This window comes from Photobacterium sp. ABD4_091, assembly GCF_056160145.1.
Genome location: NZ_JBSWWQ010000001.1, coordinates 463,689 through 482,436 on the forward strand (window position 1 = coordinate 463,689; position 18,748 = coordinate 482,436).

The window sequence follows — 18,748 nt, forward strand, 5'->3', positions numbered from 1 at the left end:
GCTTAGGGGGTGATAGAAAAGATTACTGCTGTAAGGATGATGAAGTGGTATCAACCTGCTCGCCACGGCGTAAGCAGTCGATCTTGAATTTCAGGGTTTGCAGCGGACGTCGCCAGGCCATTTTTGGCATAGCCCAACGCAGCACATGGTTGAAGTGCAGGCGCTTGGCTGGCTGATAACAGTGGCTTTTACACTGGATACAGTTCGGTTTTTCATTACCGAGCCGGCATTTTTCTACGCGGTGTTCAACATATTGAATTAACCCTTCACACTCAGGGCACATAATGGCACCACGGTGCAGCGTTTTGCAGTAAAGGCGAATCATCGCCTTTGCGGTATCCAACTCACGCTGCTGACGAGCTGGACCAGAAGTTTGAACGATCATAGTGGTGCTATTATCCACTCAAGCAGCAGCATTTATATGATCTCGATCAAACCCAGCGCTATGCCCCTATGGCCGCTTTGGTAAGGTAAGCCTCTGCTGTTGCAATAGTATAGTTCAAAATTCGCTCTACTTTCTGGCACTCTTCAACGGTAACCGGCTCATTTTGTTTAAATTTCGCTTCAACCACACCAGTGCATTCACGCAATGGCCTCGCACTGAGGTTTGCTGCAACCCCCTTCAGCGCATGGACAATATTAAGCGCATGCTCTTGTTGGCCGGGCTCTGAAGCCGCCGCGACCAAGACTTGCCCTTTCCCGGCATTGTCTTCTACGAAAATTTCGAGAAGCATACAAACAGTTTCCTCATCACCGTCCATCGCATCCCTCAAGGCATCCACATCAAGCCATTCGCAAGCCTCTGCAATTTCAGGACTCGTCTCAGAGTCAGTTTCAGCGCCTTCATCTTTACTCGGCTGGCCAATAGAAGTAACAACTGGCTTGTTTGCTTGCGTTTCAGAAGTCTCCGCTACAGGGCTCCCAACAGGTTCAGCCATTGCTGCACCAGCTTGTGGCTGTTCACTATGGATATTACCTTCCTGGCTTAGCTCACGGAGCTTGATCTCTTCGCTTTCATCAAGGAATGCTTGGATTGCCAGGGCAGCAGGCGTGAAAACCATCTTCAGTAATTCACAGAGTTTTTCCAGTTGCACAGGATCAGCCTGTGTGATCACTTGGCGTTCAACCTGCTCAGACAAAGCCTGGATTTGCTCGGCGCCCAAACTTGCCGACACCCCTTTCAAGCTGTGCGAAATCATCTGAACCTGATCTAAATCACCGTCCCGGAGCGCCTTTACAATTTTATGGCCATCATCAAGGTGCTCGTCTACAAACACCTCCAGTAGCATGGTGACCATATCGCGATCACCATCCATGGTATCAAGTAGGTAATCACTATCAAATACCGCCAGAGCCTCAACGTCAGTAGAAAGGCTTAATGGCTTGGATATGGACTCAGGTAAGGGCTCATTTTCCACCACAGGCTCCGGTGAAGACTCGAGGTTGAGAAGTGCCTCATTCTTTGACTTGACCAGCAGGCTATGACCAATCCCCAATGCTGCCACCAATGCCATTATGGAAAAAGCGACCAATGAATAGCCCATCACACCAGACATAGAGACACCAAGGTATAGGCAGGGTAGCGCTGTCAAAATACACACGGCGCCGATATAGCCTAACATCGTGTTATGGCGTGGTCTGGGGGAAATAGAACCTGTGCCTGATGTGCGTTTCATGGTCACTCCTATCCATTTACCAATGGCCTATAGCCAAACCTTGGTATGCAAAAACGATCAGGTAAGTATGAAAAAACATACAAACCCTATACAAAAACTGTAGGCAAAATAATTAGAGAGTTACAACCCAAATCAGAGGCTGGTTCAAAAAATTGCCAGCAAAACGGTCAACAAAAAACGGGTAACTCTTCGAGTTACCCGTTTAATCATTAACTTAACTGTCGCTATTGAGCCTGCGCAATAGCTGGTCTTTCAAGTTTGGTGGCGTACCTTTCAATGTCAGGGTATCCGTATCGGCATCATAGAAAATACGTTCGCCAAGCAGCATGCCGTCGAAATTGATTGTAACACCGCCCCCCGAGCCAACGAACTTGGTGAGCTTGCGCATCGCCGTTCTATCTGCCGGGAAGCTTTCCTCCAGCTCATAACCCTGCTGCGAAGTGAACTGGTAGAAATCGGTACCGTCATCCGACTCAGGCAGTTCAGCAGCGAGCTCTTTGACTGTTACTTCGTCGCCAGCCTGAAGTTGGCTGTTGCAGTAGTCATATACCTGTTTGCGGTATTCCTGCTTCTCTTCTTTATCCATGCGCGAGTCTGCACAGAAATCTTCCACCGCCTGCATCAGCACCTGGTTTTGCTCTTTAACATCCAGCCCCACTTCCGCCTGGAGGAAATCAAGGAAGAAATCAGCGATCTTACGGCCCACTCGTCCTTTGATAAACGTCAGGTAACGGTTCGATTCAGCATCTGTTTCCCAAGAAGACAAATCGATGCGGGCTACGATATCCATTTTGGACACATCCAGATAATCCGTTGCGCTGATATCCAGTTGCTCTGTCACCTTCATACTGTGGCAGGTTGGCAGCAGGCCGATAAATAAGTAGTCGGTCGCCAGCGATTGGTATTCGGCAATGACCAAAGTCCCCATTTCTGCAAACGGGTATTTCGCCAGTTCAGTCTGCAAACGCTGGGCCGATTGGTTAGAAAATGTAAGAAAGTCCAACTCACCACGACGAGCCTGTTTCAGCCAGTGGCCAAATTCGCTATCGTCAGAGAAATGACCGAACCCTTTGGCTCCTTTGCTGCTGTATACCCGATGTAGCTCGGAAACCAGCTCTTCGGTCGCTGTATTGTTCTCAAGAGATTGTTTTCGTAGATGAATTTCCAATTCATCGTTTTCATTCTTGACTAATTGGTGAAGAATGACGTTGGAAAGCGTGAGACTCATAATGGAAAAATTTCAGTAATTCTAATGTGTAGGTTATTATAAGTCGCTTTCCTTAACATTAAACAAGATTAAACAAGACTTCCTATGCCAATTACTTCAAAATACACCAATAAAAAAGTTGAACAAATCATTGAAGATATGTTCGATGTATTAGAGAAGCATGATGCTTCTGCAGAACTTGCTCTGATGATCGTTGGCAACATCGCCACCAATATCATCAATGCAGATGTTCCTGCATCGCAAAGGAAAGCTATTGCAGATAAATTCGCACACGCTCTGCAGTCTTCTATCAAAGAAGATTAATCTTGTTTGCTTGTGCTACAGCTATATAGGACTGGGAAATACTGACATCTATGGTCTCCAGCGGTAACAATTACAAAGAGAAAGTCTCTCAGCTTATCAGCTGGGGACACTGGTTCAGTTTTTTCAATATTATCGCCGCCATGCTTTTGGGTACGCGGTATATTGCCCATTCCGAATGGCCAGCCTCGCTGGTTGGCCAGTTCTACCTGCTATTCAGCTGGGTAGGCCATTTTGGCTTCTTGGTATTTGGTTTTTATATACTGATCCTCTTCCCGGCCAGTTTCCTGATCCCGTCACAGCGCCTGATGCGACTGTTTGCGGTATTGGTTGCTACTACCGGCCTCACAGCCCTGTTGCTCGATACCCATGCCTACGAAACCCTTGAGCTCCACCTGAGCCCCTTGGTATGGGATCTGCTGTTGAGTGGTGAGCGAACCGAGCTCAATGCCCGCTGGCAATACCTGTTTGTGACCGTTCCGGTGATTTTCCTGCTGCAACTCGTGTTGTCAGAGTGGCTGTGGCGCAAACTTAGAAAACTCACTCGCAAACATGTCGGTGTGCCAATCGCCATGGTATTCGGGTTCTGTTTTATCAGCAGCCACCTGATGTACATTTGGGCTGATGCTAAACTGTATCGCCCTATCACCGTGCAGCGCTCTAATTTCCCGCTGTCATACCCAATGACCGCGAAGACCTTCATGGAGAAGCATGGCCTGCTTGATCGTGAAGAGTATACCGAACGCCTCAATGCCCAAGGGGTCGAAACCAGCGAGCAGCTGCGCTACCCGCTGGAAAAAATTGCATTTGATGATCCTGGCACAGGACAAAACCTCCTGGTCGTGATGATTGATGGCCTGCGTAGTGATATGGTCGAGGCTGAAACCATGCCTTACCTCTCTGCGTTTGCCAGCCAGAATATGCACTTCGATAACCATTACAGCAGCAGCAATGAAAATACTGCCGGGATTTTCGGCCTGTTCTATGGCCTTCCGAACAGCTATATCAACAGTGCCCGCTCTACAGGCACCAAGCCGCTACTGATCAGCACGCTTGAAAAACGCGGCTACCAGTTTGGTTTGTTTGGCGCAGACAACATCAGTGAAGATCCTATCTACAGCGAGGCGATTTTCAGCGGCCTGCCGCTGGATGAGCTGGTCAGCACAAATCAAGATAGCGAAGCCGTTGATCACTGGAGCAAATGGCTTGAAGCCCAAACTGATAATGAACCTTGGTTCAGCTACATTGAACTGACCTCGGTACAAAACTTCGAGGAAGGCGGCGATTACTCGCCGAAATTTGAGCCATCACTCGGTTCGAGCAATGTATCAGGGCAAAACACTAATTTGATCCTGAAGAACAGCTACCGTAATGCGGCTTACTACATAGATGAGCAATTAATCCGCATCTTTGACCAACTGGTTGATTTGAACCTGATGGACGATACCATCGTCATTATTACGGCAAACCACGGTACAGAATTCAACGAGACAGGCAGCAACAGCTGGGGTGCCAACAGCAACTATAGCCAGTACCAGCTGAAAGTTCCCCTCGTCATCCATTGGCCGGGCAGCGTTACATCAGTCAGTGACCGGCTAACGAGCCACCTTGATATTGCACCGACGCTGATGGAATCGCTGTTCAACACTACGACACCGTCGTCCGCTTACAGCAGCGGCAATAGCCTGTTTACCAATTCGACGAAGCGCCGCTGGATTTTGGCAGGTAACGAAAAAGACATTGTGATGATCCAGCCGGAATCAACCACTGTCATCGACAAATACGGCAATTATTTGGTTTATGACCAAAACTACAAGCGCTTGGATTCAGCCAAGCCCAAGCTATCTACCTTGATGCAAGCCATGCACGAGATGAAACGCTTCAATCAGTCCGAGTAATCCAGAGTGATCTGATAAGGGCAGCCACATCGGCTGCCCTTTTTTTGTTATAAGTAATCTTTGTTGTCGGCATAGCATTGCTCATAGCCATCCTGCCAGCCATAGGCATATTTATTGTCAGCCTCCATCCTTTCTGGGTCCTGGCGGAAGCCGTCCAAATGCGTAGCGGGTTCGTGCTTGCGGCTGTAGCAGCCATCTTGGTAGCCATCCAAGTAAGGCCGGGTGAAACCCAGCTCGGACAGGGTTTCATGTCGCGTGTCCGCACACCCGCTGAAGAGGCCAGCGATGATGGCTACCCCTGCAAACTTAGGTGAAAGAGTCATAAACATCCATATATGAAAATAAACACCTAAAATGTAGCGGAGCCCGCTGTTTAGGGCTGTCTTAGATTCAATACATCCGCTATCTTTATACCTCACAGCAGTATGTTAGGGGGATAAAATGAGCAAGCATGTCTTAATTACCGGAGCTAACCGTGGCGTGGGGCTGGCGCTAACCGTCGCTTATCTGGAAGCAGGCTGGCAAGTCGTTGCTACCTGTCGCGATATAGCCCGTGCCGATGAGTTAACCCGCCGGCAAGATGTCTTTCCCAACCTGATGATTGCAGAGCTCGATGTTACCGATCACCAAGCTGTCATGCAGCTAGCCCAGACGATGGAGTCCACCAGCCTCGATTTATTGATCAATAATGCCGGTTACTATGGCCCCAAAGGCTATGGGTTTGGCAATACCGATGCAGAGGAATGGCGCAAGGTTTTTGAGATCAACACCATTGCCCCACTCAAGCTCGCTGAAGCGTTTTACCCCCAGCTAAAACAAGGCGAACCTGGCGTGATAGCCTGCTTGTCTTCGAAAGTCGGCAGTATGGCCGAGAATACCAGCGGTGGCGGGTATATCTACCGCTCATCCAAGGCCGCTCTCAACTCCGTGGTCAAAAGCCTGTCCAATGACCTGCTACCCGAAGGCATCATTTCGGTTGCCCTTCACCCTGGCTGGGTCCAAACCGAGATGGGCGGGCCCAATGCCCTGATAGATAGTCACACCGCAGCTGCCAGTCTAAAGAAAGTGATTGATAATTTGACTCCCGCTGACTCTGGGCTGTTTATGGATTACCAGGGGAACTACTTAGCTTGGTGATTATTCTACTTAGTGCCTAGTATTCGCCCCACTTAAGAGCACCTTCTTACTTTGACTGGCTGAGCAATTAGCCAGTTACACTCCATTGTGTATCCCGTCGCATTTCCTGCAACCAAACGATAAAAAACGGCCAATTTGCTGTATCCATATGCCTTTTATCGAAAAAAATTCGTAACAATGGTATGTGGCTGATTAATTTTCGTTGTCACTGGCTCCTATCCACTGCCTCCGGGCGCACCCTCTGCGGTTTTAACTTAGTTACGTACCGGGCTCACTATCAATATTTGGGATGGTCATTTGACTCAAGGTTTTCATATTCAAGACTTCTACGACCGGGTGCTAGCGCTTTCGGGCAAGTCACACGACTTGAGGGCGACCTGCGAGCAAATTTGCCGGAATCTGATGCTAGGCTTCGCTGTGGAAGATGCCATCTTGGTGGTTGCTGACGGCTCAAACTGGAAGACGTTCCTGATCATGGATAACACAGGGATCAACTATTTCTCCCCAGCTATCACCCCCTCTGATGCTAACAGTGAGGTTTTCTCCTTTGACCAGGTAAACCAGGCAGTCAAATTACAAAGCGCGATGCTTTTCGAGCACGGGGGAAGTATCCGCCTTGTTCTGCCACTGGAAAAACGTTCGCGGATCATTGGCTGCTTTATTGCTGATTTTCCCAAAACAGCAACCACGCAAGAGCTGGATACCCATGACTTTCGCTTCCTGGGTGTGTTGCTCGCTTCTGAGCTTAATACCTCGGTGAATGATGCCATTATCCAAGATGAGCACAGTAACCGTTGTATTGCCGAGCGCGAGCTGAAAATTCGCCAGCATGAACAGATCAATTTGCAGAAACAGCTTCAGGCGCTGCACGATATCTCGTTCAAGCTATGGCGAGCTGACTCAATCAACAGCATGCTTTTTACCACCGTCGACGAAGCCAAAAAACAGCTCAATATCGACCGGATGGCTATCTTCCTGTTCAATTCTGACAATCGTATGCAAGGCACATATGGAACCGATATCCATGGCAATACCGTCGATGAGCATTATTTTGAGACGGAAATACCGGATCTATGGTTCTCGGTCCATGCCCTGCAGAAGAATGAAGAGTATTTGGCCATTGAGGAAAACACCCCACTTTACCATAACCTCAAGGTGGTCGGGTTTGGCTGGAGCGCCTATATTTCGCTTTGGGATGAAGATACACCGATAGGCTGGATCGCCTGCGACAACTTACTCAGCGGCATGCCACTGCCCTCTCACTTGCACCAGCTGCTCAAGCAGTTTGCCTTCATTGTCTCCCAGCATTTGGTAAGACGCCAAGCCGAGGAAAAGCTCATCCAGCTTAATACCGAACTAGAGCTGAGGGTTGCCGAACGCACACAGGCATTACAGCAGGCCAACGAAAAACTGGAGAAAGTCTCTCGTGAAGACCCGCTGACACAGGTCGCCAACCGGCGCCAGTTTGACGAGCGGTTTGCCGAAGAGTGGCGGCGTGCAGAGCGCCACTGCCTGCCCATTTCACTGCTGATTATTGATGTCGACCACTTCAAAACGTACAACGATAGCTTCGGCCATGCTGTTGGCGATCAATGCCTAAAAACTATCGCCCAAACACTCGCGCCGCTTGAGCGCCGTGCTGGAGCGCTGTTTGCCCGGTACGGCGGCGAAGAGTTTGTCCTGCTCTTGCCGGGCCAAGACCAGCAAGCCGCGGAATATGCCGCCGAGCGTGCGCTCAGTGCCATTCGTGACCTGGCCTTACCCAGAAACCCGTCATCACAAGATAGTGCCAGTATTGTCACCATCAGTGTCGGCGGGTGTACCCAGACTCCCTCTGGGAGCAGCACGGCTGACGCCTTCTTCAAGCTCGCCGATGCCGCCCTTTACGAGGCCAAATCTTGCGGGCGCAACCAGATATTCATGATCAACGAATAACCCTTCTACCCCATTCACTTAGTCAGGTTTTTTCGCACTACGCCGGCGGGGGGCACGTGAGCTGCCCGCGGAACTTCGGCTGCTATTGCCAGAAGATCGCTTCCCGCCCTTACTACTCCCCTTACCACCACCTTTACTGTAGCGTCGTTGTTTAAACGGCTCGGGAGATTTCAAATCACGAAGGCTTTGCGGAACCTCGCTGGTTTTCACCTTTTCCATCAACTGGGTCACCTGCACTTCCAGCGCATCCATAAAAGGTTTGTAGGCACATTTCTTATCTGCCATATCCTGTAGCTGGTGCTCCCAGTGGGCTGTCATATCCGGATAGGTAGCCTCATCCGGCAAGGCATAGACAAGCCCCTTTCCAGCCTCGGTAGCATGGATACTTTTACCTTGACGCATCAGCAACTGTCGCTTGAACAATATATCGAGGATCCCTGCCCGGGTTGCTTCCGTGCCCAAGCCATCAGTGTCACGGAGGATTTTTTTTAGCGAGCTGTCAGAGACAAAACGGGCAATACCCGTCATCGCCTGCAACAACGTCGCTTCGGTAAATGGCTTTGGTGGCTCGGTCATTTTATCGAGGATCTCACCATCGCGGCAGGTCAGCACCGTGCCTATCTCAAGCGGCGGTACTTTGTCGGCAAGATCAGCTTCCTTGTCCGCCGGTTCATCGCGACCAAGCAAGGCACGCCAACCTGACGACATCAACTGGCGCCCCCGAGCGACAAAAAGCCCCCCAGCAATGGTGAACTCCAGCTTGGCTTCACTGTATATGGCTGCCGGGTAAAACTGCATCAGGTATTGTCTGGCAACCAGTTGATACACCTTCTGCTCGCTGCCACTCAGGCTCGCGGCATTGACCGCCTTGGGGGTGGGAATAATCGCATGGTGGGCATCGACTTTTTTATCATTCCATGCTTTTGATTTGAGGCTGGTATCCGCCCCATCCACAGCCTTACCAAGCTGGCTGTCAGTATTGGCAATCGCTTGGCACACATCGCCAGCCTGTCGGTAGTGATCCATCGGCAAATAACGGCAATCTGAACGCGGATAAGTGATCACCTTATGCTTTTCATACAGCGACTGACAAGTGGCCAGAACATCGGCAGCACTCATACCGAAGCGCTTGGCAGCATCAATCTGAAGCGCCGACAAAGAATATGGCAATGGCGGGGCCTGGCGGGTTTCCTTGCGTTCCGAAGCCGTCACTTCGGCAGGCTGCCCCTTGATACGGCTAACAACGTTCTCGCAAAGTTTGCGGTTCATTATCCGGCCATCTTCATCCAGCCATGGCTTACACGCTTCACTCGGCTTCCATCTGGCGCGGATCTCCTGCTGCTGGTAAGGGATAAGCGCAAACAGTTCATAAAATGGCTTGGGGATAAAATTGGCAATTTCATCATCACGTCGGGTAACCAAACCCAATACTGGTGTCTGCACCCGGCCTACCGACAATACGCCCCGGTAACCCCCTTTCTGGCCCAGCAGGGTATAAGCCCGGGTCATGTTCATGCCATACAGCCAATCAGCACGGGAGCGGGCCAGTGCCGAGACTGACAACGGAATAAAATCACGGTTGCTACGCAGTTTGCCGAGCGCCCGCTTGACTGCAGACGGGTTAAGGTCGGAAATCAGCAGCCGCTGCATGGCCGCTTTTTTACCCTGGGCTAGATTGACATAATCAATCACCTCATCGACCAGCAACTGCCCTTCCCTGTCTGGGTCTCCGGCGTGAACCACTTCACTGGCTTGCTTGCACAGCTTGCGTACCACCCCCAACTGTTTTTTAGCTGATTTGCGCGGCGCTAGCTGCCACTGCTGGGGCACAATCGGCAAATCTGCCATATTCCATTTTTTGTATTTTTCGTCATAGGCGTCCGGCTCAACCTGCTCGAGCAAATGGCCGATACACCAAGTGACGATATCACCGTTGCCCGCCTCGATATAACCGTCGTGGTTCTTGTGAGGTCGAGGCAATACAGCGGCTATCGCACGCCCAAGGCTAGGTTTTTCTGCAATATAAAGACGAGACATGGCTGAAGTTAAGTTGGATCGCATTGGAAAGACTTGGCTGAACTATATGAAAAAAGTCCACACAGGACAAGAAAATACTGGATATAAACACAGCTCCGTAGAAATGGTGTACTGCGCTATATCCAAAAAAGCCCGGGTCTTACGAGCCGGGCTTTCAGCATTTGGGTTATCTAACCAGCCAGTTAGGCACTTTTTTCAGCCAACCACGCTTTTACATCGGCATACTCACCACGGAAAACAATACGATCAGCCTTCTTGCCAAGCTGGTAGGTGTACATAGGATCGTAGTATTGCTCCAGCAGCAAGCTCAGCCAATCATAGTGGCCTGACAAATCACCATTTGCCTGCATCGCTTTCACTGCCTGCTGCTGTACCTGAAGCAATTCTTCGTAGCGCTGGAAGCCGAGGCGCTTGCGAATACAATACAAGCCGCGCTCAAGATACTGGGCAAAAAGCACCCAACCCTCTTGTTCTCCGTGTTTAGCACAGAAGTCACGTTGCATCCTTACGACATAATCTTCCAGCAATCGCGCCAAACGTACATCCAGCGGATCATCGACAATGGCTATCTGGGCGTGTTGCATCGCTTTGACGATCGTCAGAGGGACACTGACCGAGCCGATTATTTTACCTTCATCTTCATAGACAAAATGCGAGGCGCCGGCGGCTTGCTTTTTGAGCATGGCAATTGCCAGGATATTCTCGAAGTTAATTTGGGTTCGCTGCGCCGTCACATAACGGCCAAATGATGACCCGCGATGGTTGGCAGCACCTTCTAAGTCAATACCGTTGGCAATTTCATTCACCATAATGGTTTTGCCGCAGCCAGTATTACCGCCGATCAATGTCATTGGCTTGGTCGCCACCTCATCGATAGTATCTATCAAGAAGCGGCGCAGAGCTTTGTAACCGCCTTCGACAAACGGGTAATCGATACCTGCTTCTTTCAGCCACTGCTGGGTGATACGCGAACGCAGCCCGCCACGAAAACAGTACAAGTAGCCATTGGGGTTCGCTTCGCAAAAAGTTTTCCACTGGGCTACTCGCTCGGCTTTGATATCACCATGTACCAGCTTGTGGCCTAGTGCAATCGCCGCTTCCTGCCCTTGCTCCTTGTAGCATGTACCAACCGCCTTCCGTTCCTCATCGAGCATCAATGGGCGGTTGATAGAAGCTGGGAAAGCGCCTTGCTCAAACTCTACTGGCGCACGCATGTCCATCAGCGGTGTGTCGTTGATAAACAGCTGGCGAAAATCTTGGCAATTCGGACGTGACATATTTAGCGAATCTCAATCAGTACAGTTTCATCAGCTGCAGCCGCAGCCAAATCACCGATCGCATTGAGCTCGATACCGTGCTGCTGAGCCAGGGCTTTTACTTCTTGCTCGGCTTCAGGTACCACCGCCAGCAGCAAACCGCCTGATGTCTGCGGATCACAAAGCAGCGCTTTCTGCTGATCTGTCATGGCGCACAAACGATGGCCATAGCTGGCAAAGTTACGCTCGGTGCCACCCGGTACGCAGCCTTGCTCGATATACTCAAAAACACCCGGTAAGTGAGGAACCTGGGAGAAATCGATGGTTGCTTTCAGGCCGCTGCCTTCGCAGATTTCGTTAAGGTGGCCCATTAAGCCAAAACCAGTCACGTCGGTCATGGCTTTCACACCCGTAACATTGGCTAAGTCTGCACCCGGCTTATTCAGCTGACACATCCAGTCTCGGGCCAGACCGCGATGCTCATCAAGTAGCTTTGACTTTTTCTCAGCAGTCGTCAGCACACCAATACCCAATGGTTTGGTCAGGTATAGTTTACAACCCGCTTCTGCCTGATTGTTTCGCTTAACACGGTCAGTATCGACAATCCCCGTCACGGCAAGACCGAAAATTGGCTCTGGCGCATCAATGGAATGGCCGCCAGCCAGAGAAATCCCTGCTTCACGGCAGACGGCACGGCCGCCTTCAATCACCTGCTGGGCGATTTCTGGTGCCAATACATTTACCGGCCAGCCCAGGATCGCGATCGCCATAATCGGCTTGCCACCCATGGCGTAGATATCACTGATTGCGTTTGTTGCCGCAATGCGACCAAAATCATACGGGTCATCGACAATCGGCATGAAGAAATCGGTAGTGCTCACCACTGCCGTACCGTTGCCAAGGTCATAGACCGCCGCATCATCTTTACTTTCGTTACCTACAAGTAGGTTAGGATCGGCAAACGGAGCGAGCTGCGTTCGAAGAATAGTATCAAGAACTTGAGGGGAGATTTTACAACCACATCCTGCTCCATGGCTGTATTGGGTAAGGCGAACATTTTCCATGACACGCTCCGAAAATTTACAAGAGCGATGGATTCTACTCCTGCAACCAGATCCTGTCATCCACCTGGATCAAAAAGGAGAACCTATGGTTCCCTTCTTGTTTTAGCGTTATGTGCGGCTAAAGAACGTCGATTATAAGGTTAAAGGTACTCAACAAATTGCGTCAAATCCCGCTCTGGTGCTTTGGCATCACGGCAACCGGGCGTCCCTAAATACAAGAAGCCAACGATCATATCATTCCCTTCCACGCCCAAAGCCTGTCGCACAACCGGATGGTAGGCCCATTTCCCAGTACGCCAAAAACCAGCAAACCCCTGTGCCACCGCTGCCAGCTGCATCGCCTGTACGGCACAGCCTGCTGAGAGGTGCTGCTCAATCACCGGTACCTTGTCATGCTCAGAAACCTTAGCCACAACGGTGATCACCATCGGCGCCCTGAAAGGTGACTTGCCCGCTTTCTCGATAGTCGCTTCATCGGCTCCATCGCTGTTGGCCGCTTCTACTAAAATATCTGAAAGCTTCTGTCTACCATCCCCGTTAGAGCCATCCTCCTGAGAAACAATAAACCGCCACGGAGTCAGACCCGCATGGTCCGGTGCGCGCAAGCCGGCGCGAAGAACCGCTTCCAGCGCTTCCCCTTGCGGGGCGGGTGCAACCATTTTCGGCAGTGATCTGCGGTTGAGCAATAAGGTAAGTGCGTCCATAACAACCTCGTTAAAACCTATCCTAATTAAGACGATAGCATAGTTTTAATACGGTAAGTCCATGGGAAAAGTGTGAGATTCGGAGATTGAGATCCTAGAACCTAGATCCAGGTTCCTAGAGGTTGAAGAACCGGCTTCGCACTTCCTCGGAACTAGGATCTAGGTACTCGCTTCTGCTTCTAGAGCTTCGCCGCCAGCTCAACCCCTTGGCGGATCACACGTTTGGCATCGACCTCGCCGGCGACATCCGCGCCGCCAATCACATGGACATTGATGTTCTTGGCCTTGAGCGCATCGGAAAGTTCATCCACCGAAGTTTGCCCAGCACACAGCACCACGTTATCGACCTCCAGGACCCGCGTCTGCCCTTCGACCGTGATGTGCAAACCTTGGTCATCGACTTTGTCGTAGCTCACGCCACTCAGTAGTTCAACGCCTCGTTTTTCCAATACTTTCTTGTGGATCCACCCGGTCGTCTTGCCCGGCCCTTTACCCATCTTGCCCGGACGGCGCTGCATCAACCATACCTGGCGCTGACTAACGTATTCCTCATACGGATACAGCCCACCAGCATGCTCAATGGACTTGTCGATCCCCCAGTCCTTGAGCCAGTCATCCAAGCTCTGATGATCGGGTTCGGTCAGCATGGTAGAGACATCCACTCCGATCCCACCAGCACCGATGACAGCTACTCGCTGGCCCAGTTCGACTTTGTCGCGGATCAGCGTCTGGTAATCGATGACCTTCTCATGGTCTATGCCCGGAATTGGCGGACGACGCGGTTGGACGCCAGTTGCAACGATCACTTCATCATAACCTTGCAAGTCATCCACGGACACGGCATGCCCAAGCTTCACATTCACCTCGGTCTGCTCTAGGCGGCGGGTGAAATAACGGATGGTTTCCTTGAATTCTTCCTTGCCGGGGATCTGCATCGCCAAGTTGAACTGGCCGCCAAGGTGATCATTCTTCTCGAACAAATCCACCTCGAAGCCCCTTTCAGCCGCTGCAACAGCGGTTGCCATTCCGGCAGGCCCTGCGCCGACGATGGCAATGCGGCGCTGGCTCGCCGATGGCGACAAAATTAATTCGGTTTCGTAACAAGCCTGCGGATTGACCAAGCAGCTTGCTCGCTTGCCAACGAACACATGATCCAAACACGCTTGGTTACAACCGATACAGGTATTGATGTCATCAGCCCGGTCTTGCTCCGCTTTGACAACGAAATCCGGATCGGCCAAGAACGGCCTCGCCATAGACACCATATCCGCTTGCTGGCTCGCTAGAATATCTTCCGCGACCTGGGGAGTATTGATTCGGTTACAGGTCACCAGCGGAATAGATATTTCCGACTTGAGCTTTTCTGTTACCCAGGCAAAGGCCGCTCTCGGTACCTGGGTTGCGATAGTTGGGATCCTAGCTTCATGCCAGCCAATACCGGTATTGAGGATAGTCACGCCTGCTTGCTCAAGCTGCTTAGCCAGCATCACCACTTCTTCATGGGTGCTGCCCTGCTCCACTAAATCGAGCATCGACAGACGGAAGACGATAATGAAATCCCTCCCTACCCGGGCTCGCACCGCTTTGACCAGCTCAAGCGGGAAGCGCATCCGGTTCTCATAGCTACCGCCCCATTCATCGTAACGGTGATTCGAACGCTTACAGATAAACTGGTTGATCAGGTAACCTTCCGAGCCCATCAGCTCGACCCCGTCGTAACCTGCTTCTCTGGCAAGCTCTGAGCTGCGGGCAAACGCTTCGATGGTTTTCTTGATCTGGCGGGTACTCATCTCTTTGGGAGTGAACTTCGAGATAGGCGCCTTGATGGCGGAAGCGCTGACGGCAAAAGGATGCATGGCATAACGCCCGGCATGGAGCAGCTGCAAGGCGATCTTCCCACCCTCATCATGCACGGCATCGGTAATAACACGGTGTGCCCGCGCTGCGCGGCCGGAACTGAATTCGGCACTCAGCGGGTGAAGGCGACCACGAAAATTCGGCGAGAATCCGCCGGTGACAATAAGGCCAACACCGCCTTTGGCACGGGCAGCGTAGAAAGCGGCAAGTTTCTTGAACCCGTCACGGGATTCTTCCAAACCGGTATGCATCGATCCCATCAACACACGATTACGTAATTGAGTGAAACCAAGTTCTAGCGGTGATAACAGATGAGGGTAAGATTTATCGTCCATGGCTTCCATTCTTTATGTTGTTATGGTCTGACCAGTATACGAAGCGACCAACCATATTTCAAACAATCGTTTACATAAACGCAACAATATATTGATTTAGATCTAACTCCATGTATAAAAACGTATCGTAAAGTAACGGCACGGTGTTTGTTCATTTAGGTGATAACTGCTCCGCATATGTATCCCTAAGCCATTCACCTAATTCTATTAATTACTGTATTTCCTCTATTACTCGGTTAGCATATACATTTAGATACAGAACTAAATCATTATTATTACGTCCAATCTTATATAGATTGTGAAATAAGCAGGCTCAGAGCCTTGGCGAAAAATCAGGAAACTTCATGAAAGTGATCTTTAAAGGAATTGGCAAACTCTTCCGTTGGATATGGAAACTGATCAGCTTTACCCGCCAGCTGATCATCAACTTACTATTCCTCGTTATCATTGGCGCGCTGTTCTTCGCCTTCACCGAGAGCGGCAAAGAGCCGGAGCTACCGGAGCAGGCAGCACTGGTGTTGGATCTGTCGGGGCCTATCGTCGAGCAACGTAGCAATACCAGCCCATTAGACAGCCTCACTAGCAGTGCACTGGGCGGTGAACAAACCCAAGAAAACGTGCTGTTCGACATTGTCGAGACCCTGCGTACCGCCGCCACCGATGAGCGGATATCCGGCCTGGTGCTCAACCTGCGTGACATGAGCGAAACCAACCTGACCAAGCTACGCTATATCGCCAAAGCACTAGAAGAGTTCAAGGAGTCGGGCAAGCCTGTCTACGCCATTGGCGACCACTACAAGCAAAGCCAGTACTATCTGTCGAGCTACGCTGACAAAGTGTTCATGTCACCGGATGGCGGCGTCATGCTAACCGGTTACGGCAGCTATACCCTTTACTACAAGAGCTTGTTCGAGAAGCTTAACGTCAACACCCATGTGTTCCGTGTCGGTACCTACAAATCCTTTGTCGAGCCTTATACCCTTGATGGTATGTCTGACGAAGCCCGTGAGGCCAACACTGCCTGGCTAAACCAGCTTTGGGGCGCTTATACCTCTGATGTGGCTAACAATCGCCAAATTGACGCCAGCACACTGACCCCACAGCTAGATAAATTTGTCACTGAGCTGAAAAGCGTAGATGGTGATTTCGCCAAGCTAAGCAAGAAGATGGGCTTGGTCGATGAACTGGTGAACCGTCCTGAGCTGCGGGCACAGCTTATCGAAGCCTTTGGCGAGAACGACGACCACAGCTTCAACCAGATCAGCTATTACGATTACCAGCCCACCATTGGTGATACCCAGTTGCCAAGCGACAACCAAATCGCTGTCGTAGTTGCAAGCGGTGCCATCATGGACGGTCCTCAGCAAAGAGGCAACGTTGGCGGAGATACCACGGCGGCCCTGCTGCGCGAAGCTCGCCTTGATGACAAAGTGAAGTCGGTCATTCTCCGGGTCGATAGCCCGGGCGGTAGCGCCTTTGCATCGGAAGTGATCCGCAACGAAGTTGATGCCCTGAAAGCGGCTGGCAAGCCGGTGGTGGTATCCATGTCGAGTGTTGCGGCATCAGGCGGTTACTGGATTTCGGCTTCTGCTGACAAGATCATGGCCCAGCCAACCACCATTACCGGCTCTATCGGTATCTTTGCCATCCTGACTACGTTCGAGAAAGGCCTGGAGAAGATGGGCATTTACAGCGACGGTGTGGGCACGACGCCATTCACCGGTGTCGGCGTAACCCGCGAGCTGCCGGAAGGTATCGCTGAGATCTTCCAGCTAGGTATCGAAAACGGTTACCAGCGCTTCATCGGCCTGGTCGGCCAATACCGAGATATGACACTCGAGCAAGCTGACAGCGTGGCGCAGGGCCGGGTCTGGACCGGTAAGGATGCCCTTGCCCTGGGTCTGGTCGATGAGCTCGGTGACTTCGATGATGCCATTGCCAGTGCCGCTGAGCTGGCGACGCTGGGTGAAGACTACGAGGTGCGCTGGATGGCTAAGCCATTGAGTACGGCTGAAATGTTCATGCAACAGTTCGGCGCTGAAGCCAAAGCCTACTTCCACCAAATGGTATGGGGGGAGCTGCCAGAGGCAATGCAACCTGTTACACAAAAAGTTGTAACAGACCTTTCTACCCTTGGTAACTTCAATGATCCAAAAGGGCAATATGCCTTCTGTGTAAACTGCCCAGATCTTTAAAAGTGAGATCAGCCCGGCATCGCTGGGCTTTTTTTACGCTACATACCCCGTATAATGCGCCCACCAAACCGATAATTCTGTACCTTCATATGGAAAGAAAACACATTTACATCGCCTACACGGGCGGCACAATTGGTATGCAGAAGTCAGACCATGGCTACGTACCCGTTGCTGGTTTTATGGAACAGCAATTGGAAAGCATGCCAGAATTCCATCGTGCAGAAATGCCAAAGTTCACCATCCACGAATATGATCCCCTGATCGATTCGTCGGATATGACGCCAGCGGATTGGCAGCGCATTGCTGATGATATTAAAGCGAACTACGACAAGTACGACGGTTTTGTGATCCTGCATGGTACGGATACCATGGCATATACCGCCTCTGCCCTGTCTTTCATGTTCGAAAACCTCGACAAGCCTGTTATTGTCACCGGTTCGCAAATCCCGCTTGCGGAACTGCGCTCCGACGGCCAGAGCAACCTGCTCAATGCCCTTCACGTTGCCGCGAACTACCCGATCAATGAAGTCACAGTGTTCTTCAACAACAAACTGATCCGTGGCAACCGCAGCACCAAAGCCCATGCAGACGGATTCGGTGCCTTTATTTCACCTAACCTGCCACCGCTGCTGGAAGCCGGTATCAACATCCAACTCAACAATGTTGAAATCGACAAGAAGCCGGAAGGGGCATTCAAGGTTCACAACATTACCCCACAGCCAATTGGCGTGATCACCATGTACCCGGGGATCTCACCAGAAGTGATCCGCAACACCCTGCGCCAGCCAGTCAATGCGATGATCCTGCTGACATTCGGTGTCGGTAATGCCCCGCAGAACCCTGAACTGCTGGAGCAGCTCAAGGAAGCGAGCGACCGTGGTGTGATTGTGATGAACCTGACCCAGTGCCTGTCAGGCAAAGTCAACATGGGAGGCTACGCCACAGGTTGTGCCCTGGCCGATGCCGGTGTCCTAAGTGGTTACGATATGACGCCGGAAGCTGCACTGGCCAAGCTGCATTTCCTACTGAGCCAAGAGCTTCCAGTAGAAAACGTACGCAGCCTGATGCAACAAGATCTGCGTGGCGAGCTTACTCTCTAAGTCTCCACTTTGCATCCCCCCCAATA

Annotated in this window: 15 protein-coding genes; 6 read left to right on the forward strand and 9 right to left on the reverse strand. The window is 51.1% G+C overall.

Going from position 1 to position 18,748, the window contains the following annotated elements; genetic code table 11:
• Positions 1 to 22: 22 nt before the first annotated feature.
• The 3 genes from ACXAGQ_RS01900 to yejK all read right to left on the reverse strand — a co-directional run bounded on the left by ACXAGQ_RS01900 (position 23) and on the right by yejK (position 2,904).
• Positions 23 to 385, reverse strand: a complete 363-nt coding sequence (locus tag ACXAGQ_RS01900) for a nitrous oxide-stimulated promoter family protein (protein WP_475251345.1) — start codon at positions 383 to 385, stop codon at positions 23 to 25.
• Positions 386 to 443: 58 nt separating this feature from the next.
• On the reverse strand, positions 444 to 1,676 hold the full coding sequence (locus ACXAGQ_RS01905; protein WP_475251347.1) for an Hpt domain-containing protein: 1,233 nt from the start codon (positions 1,674 to 1,676) through the stop codon (positions 444 to 446).
• Between the two features lie 214 nt (positions 1,677 to 1,890).
• Entirely contained in the window at positions 1,891 to 2,904 is a 1,014-nt protein-coding gene (gene yejK / locus ACXAGQ_RS01910; RefSeq protein ID WP_475251349.1) for a nucleoid-associated protein YejK, read from the reverse strand.
• Positions 2,905 to 2,988: 84 nt separating this feature from the next.
• Here yejK and ACXAGQ_RS01915 point away from each other — a divergent pair, with 84 nt between their 5' ends.
• Positions 2,989 to 3,207: a YejL family protein gene (locus ACXAGQ_RS01915; RefSeq protein ID WP_107298617.1), complete on the forward strand. Its 219-nt coding sequence runs from the start codon at positions 2,989 to 2,991 to the stop codon at positions 3,205 to 3,207.
• A gap of 50 nt (positions 3,208 to 3,257) precedes the next feature.
• The gene (locus tag ACXAGQ_RS01920; protein ID WP_475251351.1) at positions 3,258 to 5,102 is read left to right on the forward strand and encodes a DUF3413 domain-containing protein; all 1,845 of its coding nucleotides are present in this window, start codon (positions 3,258 to 3,260) and stop codon (positions 5,100 to 5,102) included.
• A 47-nt stretch (positions 5,103 to 5,149) separates the two neighbouring features.
• Here the strand turns inward: ACXAGQ_RS01920 and ACXAGQ_RS01925 are convergent, their stop codons facing one another.
• The gene (locus tag ACXAGQ_RS01925) at positions 5,150 to 5,425 is read right to left on the reverse strand and encodes a hypothetical protein (protein ID WP_475251353.1); all 276 of its coding nucleotides are present in this window, start codon (positions 5,423 to 5,425) and stop codon (positions 5,150 to 5,152) included.
• 118 nt (positions 5,426 to 5,543) lie between these two features.
• On the opposite strand from ACXAGQ_RS01925, the gene ACXAGQ_RS01930 reads away from it, so the two are divergent.
• Both ACXAGQ_RS01930 and ACXAGQ_RS01935 read left to right on the forward strand, forming a co-directional pair.
• Positions 5,544 to 6,239 (forward strand): SDR family oxidoreductase, encoded by a 696-nt coding sequence (locus ACXAGQ_RS01930; RefSeq protein ID WP_475251355.1) that lies wholly within the window; start codon positions 5,544 to 5,546, stop codon positions 6,237 to 6,239.
• A gap of 297 nt (positions 6,240 to 6,536) precedes the next feature.
• Positions 6,537 to 8,174 (forward strand): sensor domain-containing diguanylate cyclase, encoded by a 1,638-nt coding sequence (locus ACXAGQ_RS01935; protein ID WP_475251357.1) that lies wholly within the window; start codon positions 6,537 to 6,539, stop codon positions 8,172 to 8,174.
• 18 nt (positions 8,175 to 8,192) lie between these two features.
• Here the strand turns inward: ACXAGQ_RS01935 and ACXAGQ_RS01940 are convergent, their stop codons facing one another.
• The 5 genes from ACXAGQ_RS01940 to ACXAGQ_RS01960 form a co-directional block, all read right to left on the reverse strand.
• A complete protein-coding gene (locus ACXAGQ_RS01940) occupies positions 8,193 to 10,211 on the reverse strand; it encodes a DNA topoisomerase III (RefSeq protein WP_475254640.1) in 2,019 nt (672 codons plus the stop codon).
• Between the two features lie 182 nt (positions 10,212 to 10,393).
• Complete coding sequence (gene mnmH / locus ACXAGQ_RS01945) at positions 10,394 to 11,488, reverse strand: tRNA 2-selenouridine(34) synthase MnmH (protein WP_475251359.1); 1,095 nt, start codon at positions 11,486 to 11,488, stop codon at positions 10,394 to 10,396.
• 2 nt (positions 11,489 to 11,490) lie between these two features.
• Positions 11,491 to 12,531, reverse strand: coding sequence for a selenide, water dikinase SelD (selD, locus tag ACXAGQ_RS01950; RefSeq protein WP_475251361.1), 1,041 nt, complete (start codon positions 12,529 to 12,531; stop codon positions 11,491 to 11,493).
• Positions 12,532 to 12,671: 140 nt separating this feature from the next.
• Complete coding sequence (locus tag ACXAGQ_RS01955) at positions 12,672 to 13,235, reverse strand: NAD(P)H nitroreductase (protein ID WP_475251363.1); 564 nt, start codon at positions 13,233 to 13,235, stop codon at positions 12,672 to 12,674.
• A 179-nt stretch (positions 13,236 to 13,414) separates the two neighbouring features.
• The gene (locus ACXAGQ_RS01960; protein ID WP_475251365.1) at positions 13,415 to 15,427 is read right to left on the reverse strand and encodes an NADPH-dependent 2,4-dienoyl-CoA reductase; all 2,013 of its coding nucleotides are present in this window, start codon (positions 15,425 to 15,427) and stop codon (positions 13,415 to 13,417) included.
• 344 nt (positions 15,428 to 15,771) lie between these two features.
• On the opposite strand from ACXAGQ_RS01960, the gene sppA reads away from it, so the two are divergent.
• Entirely contained in the window at positions 15,772 to 17,622 is a 1,851-nt protein-coding gene (gene sppA, locus ACXAGQ_RS01965) for a signal peptide peptidase SppA (RefSeq protein WP_475251367.1), read from the forward strand.
• A gap of 89 nt (positions 17,623 to 17,711) precedes the next feature.
• Positions 17,712 to 18,722, forward strand: coding sequence for an asparaginase (gene ansA, locus ACXAGQ_RS01970; protein WP_475251369.1), 1,011 nt, complete (start codon positions 17,712 to 17,714; stop codon positions 18,720 to 18,722).
• Positions 18,723 to 18,748 lie beyond the last annotated feature (26 nt).